Annotated in this window: 12 protein-coding genes; 7 read left to right on the plus strand and 5 right to left on the minus strand. The window is 69.2% G+C overall.

The genetic code is table 11. The annotated features are described in order from the left end of the window. The first annotated feature begins 7 nt into the window (after positions 1-7). A complete protein-coding gene (locus IM778_RS04090; protein ID WP_194410805.1) occupies positions 8-628 on the plus strand; it encodes a GyrI-like domain-containing protein in 621 nt (206 codons plus the stop codon). A 7-nt stretch (positions 629-635) separates the two neighbouring features. On the opposite strand, the gene IM778_RS04095 is transcribed toward IM778_RS04090, so the two are convergent. Beyond that, on the minus strand, positions 636-2,438 hold the full coding sequence (locus IM778_RS04095; protein ID WP_194410806.1) for a glycoside hydrolase family 2 protein: 1,803 nt from the start codon (positions 2,436-2,438) through the stop codon (positions 636-638). Then, positions 2,435-3,439 carry a LacI family DNA-binding transcriptional regulator gene (locus IM778_RS04100; RefSeq protein WP_194410807.1) on the minus strand — a complete coding sequence of 335 codons (1,005 nt, stop codon included), beginning with the start codon at positions 3,437-3,439 and terminating at the stop codon, positions 2,435-2,437. The genes IM778_RS04095 and IM778_RS04100 overlap by 4 nt, the downstream gene beginning before the upstream one ends. 139 nt (positions 3,440-3,578) lie before the next feature. Here IM778_RS04100 and IM778_RS04105 point away from each other — a divergent pair, with 139 nt between their 5' ends. The 4 genes from IM778_RS04105 to IM778_RS04120 are packed head-to-tail and all read left to right on the plus strand — an operon-like array spanning position 3,579 to position 8,053. Next, entirely contained in the window at positions 3,579-4,901 is a 1,323-nt protein-coding gene (locus IM778_RS04105; protein WP_194410808.1) for an ABC transporter substrate-binding protein, read from the plus strand. 53 nt (positions 4,902-4,954) lie between these two features. Beyond that, positions 4,955-5,899 carry a carbohydrate ABC transporter permease gene (locus IM778_RS04110; RefSeq protein ID WP_228484743.1) on the plus strand — a complete coding sequence of 315 codons (945 nt, stop codon included), beginning with the start codon at positions 4,955-4,957 and terminating at the stop codon, positions 5,897-5,899. Continuing rightward, positions 5,899-6,789, plus strand: coding sequence for a carbohydrate ABC transporter permease (locus tag IM778_RS04115; RefSeq protein ID WP_194410810.1), 891 nt, complete (start codon positions 5,899-5,901; stop codon positions 6,787-6,789). Before IM778_RS04110 ends, IM778_RS04115 begins: the two co-directional genes overlap by 1 nt. Positions 6,790-6,835: 46 nt before the next feature. Further along, positions 6,836-8,053 (plus strand): family 1 glycosylhydrolase, encoded by a 1,218-nt coding sequence (locus IM778_RS04120; protein WP_194410811.1) that lies wholly within the window; start codon positions 6,836-6,838, stop codon positions 8,051-8,053. 51 nt (positions 8,054-8,104) lie between these two features. Here IM778_RS04120 and msrA read toward each other — a convergent pair whose 3' ends face one another. From msrA to IM778_RS04135, 3 genes are all read right to left on the minus strand, one after another. Continuing rightward, entirely contained in the window at positions 8,105-8,659 is a 555-nt protein-coding gene (msrA, locus tag IM778_RS04125) for a peptide-methionine (S)-S-oxide reductase MsrA (protein ID WP_194410812.1), read from the minus strand. Next, on the minus strand, positions 8,656-9,147 hold the full coding sequence (gene msrB / locus IM778_RS04130) for a peptide-methionine (R)-S-oxide reductase MsrB (protein ID WP_194410813.1): 492 nt from the start codon (positions 9,145-9,147) through the stop codon (positions 8,656-8,658). The genes msrA and msrB overlap by 4 nt, the downstream gene beginning before the upstream one ends. A gap of 119 nt (positions 9,148-9,266) precedes the next feature. Continuing rightward, positions 9,267-10,769, minus strand: coding sequence for a SulP family inorganic anion transporter (locus IM778_RS04135; protein ID WP_194410814.1), 1,503 nt, complete (start codon positions 10,767-10,769; stop codon positions 9,267-9,269). A gap of 158 nt (positions 10,770-10,927) precedes the next feature. Here IM778_RS04135 and IM778_RS04140 point away from each other — a divergent pair, with 158 nt between their 5' ends. Both IM778_RS04140 and IM778_RS04145 read left to right on the plus strand, forming a co-directional pair. After that, positions 10,928-11,890, plus strand: coding sequence for an NAD(P)-dependent alcohol dehydrogenase (locus tag IM778_RS04140; protein ID WP_194410815.1), 963 nt, complete (start codon positions 10,928-10,930; stop codon positions 11,888-11,890). A gap of 101 nt (positions 11,891-11,991) precedes the next feature. Beyond that, positions 11,992-14,028: an acyltransferase family protein gene (locus IM778_RS04145; RefSeq protein ID WP_194410816.1), complete on the plus strand. Its 2,037-nt coding sequence runs from the start codon at positions 11,992-11,994 to the stop codon at positions 14,026-14,028. Positions 14,029-14,103 lie beyond the last annotated feature (75 nt).

A 14,103-nucleotide genomic window follows, 5' to 3' on the forward strand; every position in this document is an offset into this window, starting at 1 on the left:
CCGAGCAATGAAAGTCGACCTGAAGAAGCAGATCGCCGCCTACACCGCGCCGCGCGGATCGTTCGAGATCGTCGAGGTGCCGCCGCTGCGGTATCTGATGGTCGACGGTCACGGCGACCCCAACACGTCAGAGCTCTACCGAGACGCGGTCTCGGCGATCTTCGGCGTCGCGTACAAGCTGAAGTTCCTCAGCAAGGTCGACCTCGGCCGGGACTACGTGGTGATGCCGCTCGAGGGGCTGTGGTGGTCGGACGACATGGCGTCGTTCACGACGCAGCGCGACAAGTCGCGGTGGAGCTGGACGATGATGAGCCTCGTCCCCGACTGGATCGAGCCCTCGCATGTCGAGCGGGCGCGGGAGGCCGTGAGCGAGAAGGGGGGATCGCCCGCCGTCGCGGCGCTCCGGTTCGAGGAGCTCGCCGAGGGCCGGTGCGTCCAGACCCTGCACGTCGGCTCGTACGACGACGAGGCGCCTGTGCTCGAGGAGATGCACCACCGGTTCCTCCCCGACGCGGGACTGCGCATGACCGGCCGTCATCACGAGATCTACCTGACCGACCCGCGGCGGTCCGCGCCCGAGCGTCTGCGGACGATCCTCCGTCAACCCGTGGAGCCGGTGGGGGAGTAGCGGGCGTTCACTCCCGCCCGAGCACGGCAGCGCGGATGCGCTCGACGGGGATTTTGGGCGTCCGGCTCGCGGCGAGGAGTCCGTTCGTCTCCTGCCCGGTGTCGGTGAGTTGCGTGTAGCAGAATCCGGCGAGCGGCGCGGCGGTCGCGATCGCCCGGACGATCGCCGTCACGCTGCGCTCGAAGGCGGCAGGGTCGTTGGCGGTCGAGTATCCCCAGTCGGCGTCGTTCCCGGTACGCAGGCTCACACCGCCGAACTCCGTGACCATGACCGGGAGCTCGCCCGCTCCGTCGGCGAGCGACAGGCGGCGGCCGGCAGGCCCGAACCCCTCGGTCATCCGGCGGAGCCGCTCGTCGTCGCCGTACCGCGCGGCGAGGACGGCGGGGTCGGACTCGTAGTCGTGGATGGTCAGGATGTCGGACGCCGCGTGCTCCCAGCCGTCGTTCGAGATGACCGGCCGGGTGCCGTCGAGCGCCCGCGTGAGGTCGGCGATCGAACGGCTGAACGCCTGCTGGCGAGGGTCGTGCGAGATGTGCTGTACGCCCCAGCTCTCGTTGAGCGGCACCCACACGACGATCGACGGGTGGGACTGGTCGCGCGCGACGATCGCGGTCCACTCTTCGACGAGGCTCGTCATCGCCCGTTCGTCGAACGAGTAGGCGCTCGCGGTCTCGGCCCACACCATGAGCCCGAGCCGGTCGGCCCAGTACAGGAATCGAGGGTCTTCGGCCTTCTGATGCACGCGTGCGGTGTTGAAGCCCAGTTCGAGGATGAGCTCCACCTCGCGCCGCAGCGCATCCGCGGTCGCGGCGAGGTGGGTCTCGGGCCAGTAGTTCTGGGCGAGCACCGCACGAACCGTCGTGGGCCGGTCGTTGAGCAGGAAGGCGTCGCGCGACACGGCGACGCTGCGAAGCCCGACGTAGCTCGAGACGCGGTCGATCTCGGATCCGTCCGCCGTCTCGAGTGCGACCGATGCCGGCAGGAGGGTCGGACGGCCGGGTGTCCACAGCAGCTCTTCGTACTGCTGGCCGTTGAGCTGGTGCGGGATGACGAGCCGCACGCTCGCCGTGTCGCGGCCGAGCGTGCGCACCCGGCCTTCCGCGATCGTCTGCCCTTCGTGCGAGACGGCGACCCGCACCCACGCGTCGGCAGGCGGAGTGGGACCGGCGAGCTGCACCTCGACGTCGATGCTCGCATTGGGGAGGTCGGAGCGCAGCGAGATCGCGCCGATCGAGGTGGCCGGGACGCACTCGAGCCACACGGGCTGCCAGATGCCCGTCGTGCGGTGATACCAGATCGAGTGCGGCTCCTCGAGCCAGTCCTGCTTGCCCCGCAGCACCGACACGTCCGCCGGCAGATCGACGGCGCGCACCACGATGACGTTGTCGCCGTCGACGTCGACGGCATCGGTGATGTCGGCCGTGAACGGCGACTGCCCGCCGGTGTGGGTGGCCACGAGGCGCTCGTTCACCCACACGGTCGCGGTGTGGTCGACAGCGCCGAAGTGGAGGAGCACCCGGGACGCCTCTTCTCCGAGTCCGGCGGCGAGGAGCTCCCGCCTGCCGACTCGGCGGCGGTACCACACGCACGGTGTGAAACCCGTCTCGTGGATGCCGGATGCCGGCGACTCGGGCGGGAACGGAACGATGATGGTGCGGTCGAACCGGACGTCGCCGACACGCGCGGTGAGATCGTCGTCGCGCGCGAAGTCCCATTCGCCCGACAGGTCGCACCACGAGGGGCGCACGAGTTGCGGGCGTGGGTACGATCCGTCGAGCGCGGTCGCATCCAGTCCGGCGGAGTCGGTCATTCGATCGGTCCTTTCGTGCTCGCGCGGTGCGCGATGGTGAACCCGACGGTGTGGATGCCCGGCTTGCCGGGCGATTCGAACAGCAGGTCGATGGCCGTGCGCGCGAGCGCAGCGGTGTCCGGTGACACCGACGTCAGCGCCGGAGTGCTGTATCGCGACTCCTCGATGTCGTCGAAGCCGATGATCGCGAGGTCGTCGGGAACCGAGACGCCTGCCGTGACGAAGACGTGGAGCGCGCCGAGGGCGAGGAGGTCGTTGAACGCGAACACCCCGTCGGGTTCGAGCCCGGAGTCGAGGATCGCCCGGGCGGCCGCCGCACCATCGGCACGGTGGAACTCGTCCACCGGCAGGATCAGCCGTTCGTCGACGTCGATTCCCGCCTCGTGCAGCGCCTCGCGGTAGCCGGCGAGGCGCAGCTCGGACGTCTCGTTCGGACCGGAGTCCTGGACGCCGATCGCCGCGATCCTGCGGCGTCCGAGCGAGAGGAGGTGCTCGGTGGCCGCCTTCGCCGCAGCGGTGTTGTCGACCGTCACGTGAGGGAACGTGCTCGCGCCGATGTGCTCGCCCAGCAGCACCAGCGGCGTCGTGTCGAGCCGGCCCTCGAGATCCTTCGCTCCCAGCGCCAGCGGGCTCAGGATGAGCCCGTCGACCGCGGGGGCGTCGAGGCCGTCACTGATCCGTCGCTCGGATTCGGCGCGCCCGTCGGTCTGATTGACGAGCACCGTGATGGAGCGCTCCTGCGCCGCCCGGACCAGCTCCGCGGCCAGTTCCGCGAAGTACGGCTGGCTGAGTTCCGGCAGGGCGAGCGCGATCATGCCGCTGCGGCCGCTTCGCAACTGGCGCGCCGCCGTGTTCGGGCGATAGCCGAGTTCGACGAGCGCCGCGCGGACCCGGGCGGCGAGATCCTCGGTGACCCATCCCGTGCCGTTGACGACGTTGGAAACGGTCTTGGCCGACACGCCGACGTGTGCGGCGACGTCCTTGAGTGTTGTGCGAGGCATCCGTCCCCCATCCCTTCTGCGTCGTCGCGTCGATCACATTGGCACAGCATCGAGTCTTGTTCAACGATTACCGGTCATGTATAACAGTTCTCGATCCGTTCGTTCAACGTTGAACGGTACTCGAAGGGGAAATTGACCGATGAACACACAGCACGGCATCTCGCGCGGCCGGTCACGACGGGTCGCCGTCGCGACCGCAGCAGTGTCAGCATTCGCCCTCGCCCTGAGCGGGTGCGCCGGGCAGGGTTCCGGCGGCGGCGATGAGAACACGTCCGACGGAAAGATCGTTCTGGACTTCTGGAACGGCTTCACCGGGCCCGACGGCCCAGCACTCGAGCAGGTGATCGACGACTTCAACGCCTCGCAGGACGAGATCGAGGTGAAGGCGAACATCATGCCGTGGGACACCTTGTACCAGAAGGTGCTCACCTCGGTCGCGAGCAACAGCGGCCCCGACATCATCGCGATGTCGGCGTCGCGCATCCCGCAGTTCGCGGACGAAGGGCTGTTCATGCCCGTCGACGACTTCTACGAGGATGCCGCGAATGAGACGGATGCCATCACTCCGGCGGCCGTCGAGGCGTCGATCTACGACGGTGCCAACTACGGCGTCCCGGTGAACTACGCGCCCATGATGATGTACTACAACAAGGCGCTGTTCACGGCCGCGGGCCTCGATCCCGAGGCCCCGCCGACCACGTGGGACGAGTTCGCCGCGATCGTGCCCCAGCTGACCGTCGACGAGAACGGGGACGGCAAGCCGGAGCAGTACGCGATCGCGTTGGCAGACCACGAGACGGTGCCGATCTTCCCGTCCCTGCTGTGGGGCACGGACGGCGCGATCGTCTCGGACGATGGCACGACCTCGGAACTCGACAGCCCCGAGTCGCTCGAGGCTCTCGAATTCTGGATCGATCTGGTCCGCAACCAGCAGGCGAGCCCCGTCGGGCTCTCCGGCGCGGACGCCGACAAGCTGTTCCAGACCGGCAAGGCGGCGATCGAGATCGTCGGCCCCTGGATGACGACGGGGTTCGAGGAGTCGGGGATCGACTTCGGTCTGGCCAAGCCGTTCGCGGGCCCCTCGAGTGACGCCATCCTGGCGGACGTCGTGTCGATGGGCATCCCGTCCAACGCGAGCGACGAAGTGAAGCAGGCCGCGTACGAGTTCTTCGCGTACTGGAACTCGCCCGAGGGGCAGATCACGTGGGCCAACGGATCGGGCTTCCCGCCCACGCGGCCGGACGTCGCCGACCAGATCACCGAGAGCCCCTACCCGGCGATCTTCGGCGCACCGGACGTCGCCGAGAGCTCCCGCGTGCTGCTGCCGGGCATCGCGGCCGGCGGCCCGATCATCGAGACGATCTTCAATCCCTCGGTGCAGCGAGCGCTGAACGGCGAGGGCACCGTGCAGGAGATCTTCACGGACGCCTCTGCACAGGTGCAGGCCGAACTCGACAAGTAAACCCCACGAAGAGGCGGGCGGCGGCGATGCCGCCCGCCTCCGGAAGGCTCCCCATGACGACGACCGTCGCCCCGCCGGCGCCGCCCGCCGAGCGGGCACCCGAACCGCGCCGGAGGCGCATCAGCGCCGAGGGCCGCCGCGCCCGCACCGCGTGGCTGTTCCTCTCCCCTGCGATCATCATCCTCGCGGCGTTCACGCTGTACCCGATGGCGCAGGCGGTGTACCTCTCGTTCACCGAGTACAACCTCATCCGCGCGGCCGAGTGGATCGGCCTCGACAACTACATCGAGCTGCTGCAGGACGGCGCCTTCTGGAACGCCTTCGGCAACACGATCGTGTACGCGCTCGTGGTGACGCCCGTCACGGTGATCCTCGCGCTCGTGTTCGCGGTCATGCTCAACCAGCGGTTCGCGGGCCGGGCGTTCTCCCGCACCGCGATCTTCCTCCCGTTCATCGTCTCGCTCGGCATCATCGCGATCGCGTGGGCGTTCCTGCTCGACCCGAACATCGGCCTGCTGTCGTACTGGCTGGGCTTCATCGGCATCGTGCCCGAGCAGGGCTGGCTCAGCGATCCGCGGTACGCGATGGCGGCTGTCATGATCGTCGGCGTCTGGAAGAACGTCGGGTTCTACATGGTGATCTACCTCGCCGGACTCCAGTCGATCCCGGTGGACATGTATGAGGCCGCGCGGCTCGACGGTGCCGGCGCGTGGCAGCGATTCCGGAGGATCACCCTCCCGCTGCTTTCGAACCAGACGCTTCTCGTCTCGGTGCTCGCTCTGATCGCGACCCTGCAGGCATTCGATCAGATCTACGTGATGACGCGCGGAGGGCCGTTCTTCCGCACCGAGACGCTCGTGATGCTGATCTACCGCGAAGGATTCCAGGAGCTGCGCTTCGGATACGCATCGGCGATCTCGTTCGTGCTGCTCATCTTCGTCTTCGTCCTGTCCATGATCCAGTTCGGATATCTCCGCCGTAAGCAGGTGACCTACTGATGGCCGTGACCACGCTTCCGACCTCGGAGACCGCGATCGCCGACCCGACGATCACGCGTCGTCGCGGATCGAGCACGTCGCGCGCAGCCACGTGGCTGCTCGCGATCACGTCGATCCTCGTGGGTCTCCTGATGCTGCTGCCGATCATCTGGATGGTCTTCACCGCGTTCAAGCCCGAAGCCGACATCGTGACGTACCCGCCGACGCTGTGGCCGCGCGAACTCACCCTCGATCACTTCGTGGCCGTGTGGGAGCGCATCCCGTTCGCGCAGCTGTACGTCAACACGATCATCTTCGCCGGCGGCGTGACGCTCATCTCGCTGCTGTTCGACTCGATGGCGGCTTATGCGCTGGCCCGCATCCCGTTCCGCGGTCGCGGATTCGTGTTCGTCGGCATCCTGCTGCTCCTGATGCTGCCGTTCCAGGTGACGCTCATCCCGCTGTACGACATGCTCAACGGCATGGGGCTGACGAACACGCTGCCCGGCATGATCATCCCGCGCATGACGAACGCGTTCGGCATCTTCTTCCTGACGCAGTTCTTCCTCTCGCTCCCGAAGGACCTCGAGGAGGCCGCGCGCGTCGACGGCGCGTCGGAGTGGCGGATCTACTGGGGCATCATCATGCCGCTCGCGCGGCCGGCGCTGCTGACGCTGGGCCTGTTCCACTTCCAGTACAACTGGAACGACCTGCTGTGGCCCCTCGTCATGTCGTCGTCGGTCGAGTCGTCGACGCTGCCCGCCGGTCTCGCGCTGTTCATGGGACAGCACGTCGTCGAGTACGGGCTGCTGATGGCGGGATCGCTGCTGGCGCTGCTGCCCGTCGTGATCTTCTTCCTGCTGATCCAGCGCAGCTTCGTCGCGGGCATCGCGACGACCGGCCTGAAGTGACCACCCGCACGCCTGTGAACCTCCACCGAACGAGAAAGGATGCCGCGTGAGCGACACCCCCTGGTACCGTGACGACCGCCTCCTCTACGGCGTCGGCATCGAAGACACCTTCATCCCGCAGGAGAAGCCCGGGCATCGCAAGCTCGACGAGTACGAGCTGACCCAGCACTACGCGAGATGGCGCGAGGACCTCGAACTGGTCGCCGAGAGCGGCGCGGAGTTCCTGCGGTGGGGTGTGCCGTGGTACCTGGTCGAGCCGCGACCGGGCGAGTTCGACTGGTCGTGGACCGACCAGGTCGCCGCGAGAATGCGCGAGCTCGGCATCCGCTGCGTCGTCGACCTCATGCACTACGGCACGCCGTTGTGGCTGGAGAACTCGTTCCTGAACGCGTCGTACCCCGAGCGCGTCGCCTCGTACGGCCGTGCCGTGGCGGAGCGGTACCGGGACGTGTGGACGGACTACACGCCGCTGAACGAGCCCGTCGTGAATGCCGAGTGGTGCGGACAGAACGGCTCGTGGCCTCCCTACCTCACCGGGCAGGACGGCTTCGTCAAGATGGTGCTGCAGCTCGCACGCGGCATGGTGCGCACGCAGCAGGAGATCGCGGCCGTGCATCCCGGCGCGACCTTCGTGCACGTGGACGCCGGATTCCTGTTCGACGGCGACACGTCTCCGCTGCCGCGCGACCTTCTCGAGGAACGGCGGTTCGTCGCCCTCGACCTCATCACGGGCCGTGTCGGCGGGGAGTCGCCGATCCGGCCGTACCTCGAGGAGCACGGCGTGACCGACGCGGACCTGGAGTGGTTCCGTGAGAACGCCGTCACCCCTGACGTCGTCGGCGTGAACTACTACCCCCACTTCTCGACGGGGCAGGTCGACGACGGCGTGTGGACGCCGGTGGACGCGGGTACCCGCGGTCTGCGCGCCCTGCTGGAGGCCTATGCCGACCGGTACGACGCGCCCATCATCGTCACCGAGACGTCGCTGGTCGGCACTCCGGCGGAGAAGATCGCGTGGCTGCGCGACTCCGCGGCCGAACTGGGGGCGATGCGTGCGGAGGGGCGAGACATCGTCGGGTACACCTGGTTCCCGTTCTTCACCATGGTCGACTGGCTGTACCGGTTCGATCAGACGACGCCCGACGACTGGTTCATGGAGTTCGGTCTCGTCGACCTCCGCCGCGGCGGTGACCAGGGCCTCGAGCGCGTGCGCAACGAGGCGTTCGACGTCTTCCACGAGCTGGCTCGCGGGGCGCGGGGATGAGACGACGGATGCCGCGACCCGGCGGGGTCGCGGCATCCGTGCCGTTCGCTCCTACGCGGTGGCGTCGGCGCGCTTGGGCAGCACCCATCCCGCACGCGGGAAGTGGCAGGTGTAGCCGTTGGGATACTTGATCAGGTAGTCCTGATGCTCGGGCTCGGCCTCCCAGAACGGACCCGCGGGCTCGATCGTGGTGACGGCCTCGCCCGGCCACAGGCCCGACGCGTCGACGTCGGCGATGGTGTCGCGTGCGACCTGCTCCTGCTCGGGGGTGAGCGGGAAGATCGCGGAGCGGTAGCTGGAGCCGATGTCGTTGCCCTGCCGGTTCAGGGTCGACGGGTCGTGGATCTGGAAGAAGAACGCCAGGATGTCGCGGTACGACGTCTGGGTCGGGTCGAACACGATCTCGACCGCCTCGGCGTGACCCGGGTGCTTGCGGTAGGTCGCGTGGGCGTTCTCGCCGCCGGTGTAGCCCACGCGCGTCGACAGGACGCCGGGCTGACGGCGGATGAGGTCTTCCATGCCCCAGAAGCAGCCGCCGGCGAGGACGGCCGTCTCGGTGCCGGGGGTGCGGGTGATCTCACCCGTGTCGAAGGGTCCGCTGGTCATGAGGTGTGCTCCTGGTTCTGGGTGTCGTCGCGGTCGTTGAGCTCGTCGAAACGGTGCCGGTACTCGCCGTAGCCCTCGGCCTCGAGCGAGGCGGCGGGCACGAAGCGCAGCGCGGCCGAATTCATGCAGTATCTCAGGCCTCCGGCATCCCGTGGCCCGTCGGGGAAGACATGGCCCAGATGGCTGTCGGCGCCCGATGACCGCACCTCGGTGCGCGGGAGGATCAGCTTCCAGTCCTTCTTCGTCGTCACGGCAGCCGGATCGATGGGCTTGGTGAAGCTCGGCCATCCGGTGCCGCTGTCGTACTTGTCGGCTGACGAGAACAGGGGCTGCCCCGAGACGACGTCGACATAGATGCCGGGGTCGTGAGTGTTCCAGTACTCGTTGCGGAAGGCGGGCTCGGTGCCGTCCTCCTGGGTGACGCGGTACTGCGCGTCGGTGAGGCGGCTGAGCGCCTCGGGGGTCTTGCGGTAGTCGGTGGGATTCACGTGGTTCCTCCTCGGGCGACGTCGCTGGCTGCGGCGTCATACAAGAGAACGGATGCCTCGTCCCATTTGGTCCCGCGAACCTGTGAGCGCGCTTTGAGTTCGTGAACCGGACTGACGTCCTAGCCGGCCGAGCCGAGCCCGCCGCTCAGCCGCCCGTGGAACTCGGCGGCGGCGTCGGTCATGCCCTCGAGCTCGACGCTCGTGCCGCGCTGCTCGTACTTCGTGACGATCGCGTCGAGCGCGGCGACCGTCGAGGCATCCCACACGTGCGTGCGCGAGAGGTCGATGACAACGCGTGAGGGGTCGGCCGCATACTCGAACTGGGTTGTGAGGTCGTTGCTCGACGCGAAGAACAGCTCGCCGTCGACGCGGTAGCGCGCGACCTCGCCGTCGACCGTGCGGGTGACGGTGGTGAAGTGCGCGACCCGCCGAGCGAACAGCACCATCGCCGCGAGCACGCCGAGGGTCACGCCGATGGCCAGGTTGTGGGTCCACACGGTGGCGGCGACGGTGATGAGCATCACGACGGTCTCGCTCAAGGGCATCCGCTTCAATGTCGACGGACGGATGCTGTGCCAGTCGAACGTCGCCACCGAGACCAGGATCATGACGGCCACGAGCGCCGCCATCGGGATGATCGCGACGATGTCGCCCAGCACGACGACGAGGATCAGCAGGAACACCCCGGCGAGGAATGTCGAGATGCGCGTGCGGGCGCCGGACGCTTTGACGTTGATCATCGTCTGGCCGATCATCGCGCAGCCGCCCATGCCCCCGAAAAGTCCCGAGGCGATGTTCGCAACGCCCTGCCCCCACGCCTCGCGGGTCTTGCGGGAATGGGTGTCGGTGATGTCGTCGACCAGCTTCGCGGTCATGAGCGACTCGAGCAGCCCGACGACGGCGACCGCGAGCGCGAACGGCGCGATGATCTGCAGCGTCTCCCACGTGAAGGGGACGTTCGGGATGAACAGCTCCGGCAGGCTGCGCGGCAGCTCACCCTGGTCGCCCACGGTCGGCACCGAGATTCCGAACACGACGACCGCGCCGGTGAGCAGCACGATCGCGATGAGGGGCGCGGGCACCGCGCGGGTCAGCTTCGGCCACAGGAAGAGGATCGCCAGCCCCACGGCCACCAGGGGGTACACCGCCCACGGCACGCCGATCAGCTGCGGCACCTGCGAGGCGAAGATGAGGATCGCCAGCGCGTTCACGAACCCCACCATCACCGAGCGCGGGATGAAGCGCATGAGCTTCGCCACGCCGAGCACCGCGAGCACGATCTGGATGACGCCGGCCAGCAGCACGGTCGCGATGAAGTAGTCGAGTCCGTACTCGCGAGCGACGGGCGCGATGACGAGGGCGACCGCGCCGGTCGCCGCGGTGATCATGGCGGGGCGGCCGCCCGTGAACGCGATGACGACGGCCATCACGAACGACGAGAACAGCCCGACGCGCGGGTCGACGCCGGCGATGATCGAGAACGCGATCGCCTCGGGGATGAGCGCGATGGCGACGACGAGTCCTGCGAGCACCTCGCGGGTGAGCAGGCGCGGCGATCGCAGGGCCTGCAGCACGGTGGGCTCGATGCGGTAGCGGCCGGCGGTGTCTGCAGTGGTCACCATGCTCCTCAGTGCGGTCGTCGTGGGTGCGCGCCGTTGCACGCCGGTGGTCCGGCGGTGGAAGGGAAGGATGCCGCGGCACGCGGCGCGACCCTTCGACTCTAGCCGGGGGCGCCTCGGGGCCTCGCCCGAGCGAACCGGGGCTTGCGTAGGGTGATGCCGTGCGAGCTGTGGTGTACGAGGAGTACGGCGGGACCGACGTGCTCGAGATGCGCGAGGTGCCGACGCCGGTGCCGGGGCCGGGTGAGGTGCTCGTCGAGGTCGTGGCGACGTCGATCAACCTGTCGGACTGGGAGAACCTCCGCGGCACTCCCGCGTACGCCCGCGTCGGCGGTATGCGCCGCCCGCGCCACACCATCCTCGGGTCCGACATCGCCGGCCGGGTCGCCGCGGTCGGCGACGGTGCGACGCGGTTCGGTGCGGGCGACGCCGTGTTCGGCGACAACCTGTCGCACGGCAACGGGGGCTTCGCGGAGTTCGCCGTCATGCCCGAGTCGGCGCTGGCGCCGAAGCCTGCGCGGCTGTCGTTCGTCGAGGCATCCGCCCTTCCCCAGGCGGGCGCGATCGCCGCGCAGGCGGTCGCACTCGCCGCGCCGGGATCACGGATGCTGATCAACGGCGCGGGCGGAGGCTCGGGCTCGCTCGCCATCCAGCTCGCCGTGGCGGAGGGCGTGCACGTCACGGCGGTCGACAACGAACGCAAGCTCGACTACCTCCGGACGCTCGGAGCCGAGGAGGCCATCGACTACCGGAGCGATGACTTCACCCGCACCGGCCGGTACGACCTCATCGTCGACCTCGTGGCGCATCGCTCGATCTTCGCGTACCGGCGTGCGCTCGCCCGAGGCGGGAGGTGCGTCGTGGTGGGCGGCACCGCGCGGGCGCTGCTGCGGATGACGACGGTCGGCCCGCTGCTCGGTCTGCTGACCGGTGCGCGCCTCGGCGTGCTCTTCGTGCGCCAGGGCCCGAGGCAGTTCGAGCAGGTCGCGCAGCGATGTGCGAGCGGAGAGATCGAGGTGCGGATCGACCGCGTGTTCGCGCTCGACGAGGTCCCTGAAGCCCTGGCGTGGCATGGCGAAGGCCGGGCGCTCGGCAAGGTCGTCGTCGCGGTCCGGGAGGCCTGATCGCAGCGCGGATCCACTCGCGCCCGCCGCAAAACAGGGTGGTTCTGCCGCCGGAGTCAAGGGCATGCCGCAGTTCACCGTGGCCTCCTAGACTTCCGTCCGTGGTAGACCGAGCCCGCGCGCAAGCCGACCGGACGACGGGCTTTCGTGCCGACATCCAGGGGCTGCGTGCGATCGCAGTCGGCGCGGTGCTGCTCTACCATGCGGGACTGCCGTTCCTCCCGGGCGGGTATGTCGGCGTCGACGTCTTCTTCGTGATCTCGGGCTTCCTCATCACGACACACCTGCTCGATCAGCTCGAGCGCCACGGAAGACTGCGGTTCGGCGAGTTCTACGCGCGTCGAGCCCGCCGCATCCTTCCCGCCGCGTTCGCGGTGCTGGTGCTCTCAGTGATCGCCGCGCTCATCTGGTACCCGCCGCTGCTCATGCGCGACGTGTGGGCGGGCGCCGTCGCGACCGCGCTGTACGTGCCGAACTACTTCTTCGCCGCGGCCGACGCGGACTATCTCGCCGAGGCCTCGACCCCGTCGCTGTTCCAGCACTACTGGTCGCTCGGCGTCGAGGAGCAGTTCTACCTGCTCTGGCCGGCGCTGCTCGCCCTCGCGTGGGCGCTGGCGCGCACGCGGCGCGCCGTGGTCGTCGTCCTGGCGACGGTGGTGGCGACCTCGTTCGCGCTGTGCGTGTGGCTGACGTTCCAGTCGCAGCCGTGGGCCTTCTTCTCGCTGCCGTCGCGTGCGTGGGAGCTGGGCGTCGGCGGCCTCGTCGCGGTGGTGCTGCAGCACCGGGCGCGCGCGATACCGGAGCGCCTCGCCCCGATGCTGGGGTGGGCCGGGATCGCGGCGGTCGCGGCATCCGTCGTCTTCTTCTCGTCCGAGACGCTCTTCCCCGGCGCGGCCGCCGCGCTTCCGGTGCTGGGCACGGCCGCCGTGATCGCTGCGGGGGAGACCCGCGGCGGCCCCACCCGGATGCTCTCGCTGCGCGCGATGACGTTCCTCGGGCTGATCTCGTACTCGCTGTACCTCGTGCACTGGCCGGCGCTCGTGCTGCCGGAGGCCGGGATGCCGGGGCGCCTGCCGTTGTGGGCGACGCTGCTCGTCGCGGTCGCGTGCGTGCCGGTGGCGTGGCTGCTGTACCGATACGTCGAAGACCCCGTGCGCAAGGCGCCGGTGCTCACGCGGGCGCGGGCGCGTTTCACCCTCACCGGGGCGGCCGCGGGCTCGGTCGCGTGCCTGGCGGTGGCGACCGGGGCGTTCGCCCTGGCCGACACGCGGGAGCTCAACGTCGAGCGCGCGGCACCCGAGACCGTCGTCACCGAATCACCGCGCGGCACCGGCTTCGTGCCGGCGAACCTCGCTCCCGAGCTGCGCGAGGCGCGTGGGAGCCTTCCCGAGATCTACGACGACGGCTGCAACCGCGGCACGGGCGTGACGGATGCCGACGGCTGCGTCTACGGCGACCCCGAGGCCCCGCGCATCGTGCTCTTCGGCGACTCGCACGCGGCGCACTGGTTCCCCGCAGTCGAGGCCTTCGCGACCTCGGCCGGGTACGCCGTCGAGGTGCACACCAAGAGCTCATGCCCGGCCGCCGACATCGAGACGCTGCGCCAGGGGAGCCCGTACCCGCAGTGCCCGCAGTGGCGCGACGCCGTGATCGAGCGGGTCGACGAGTCGCAGCCGGTGCTCGTGCTGCTCGCGAGCTTCTCAGACGCGGAGCTCGCCCCCGACGTCGAGGACTCGCCCGACATGTGGGACGCCGCGCTCGGCCGCACCCTCGACGCGGTGGACGTGCCGGTGGCGGTGCTCGCGGACACCCCCGACATGCGCGAGGATCCGGCGCCGTGCCTGTCGGCGAACCTGTCGCAGGCCGAGGCGTGCGGGCAGCCGCGCGACGTTGCTCTCGAGGGTGCTGCGCGCGAGGCCCAGGTGTCGGCGACAGCGGACCGCGGCATCCCGCTCATCGACCTCAACGAGTACCTGTGCGATGAGGAGTGGTGCCCCCCGATCATCGGCAACACGCTGGTGTATCGCGACTCGCATCACCTGACCGCCGAGATCAGCGCCGACCTCACGAGCGTGCTGAGCGAACGCCTGCGGCCGCTCCTCCCGCCCGCCGACCCGGCCGCCGACCCGGCCGGCTGAACCCGGCGCGGTCGCCGATCCGTCCCGGCCCGCCGCGGGGCCCTCGTGCTCGTCGCTCGCGGCCCCTCGCCCGAG

This window comes from Microbacterium cremeum (assembly GCF_015277855.1).
In the GTDB taxonomy this organism is placed as follows: domain Bacteria; phylum Actinomycetota; class Actinomycetes; order Actinomycetales; family Microbacteriaceae; genus Microbacterium; species Microbacterium cremeum.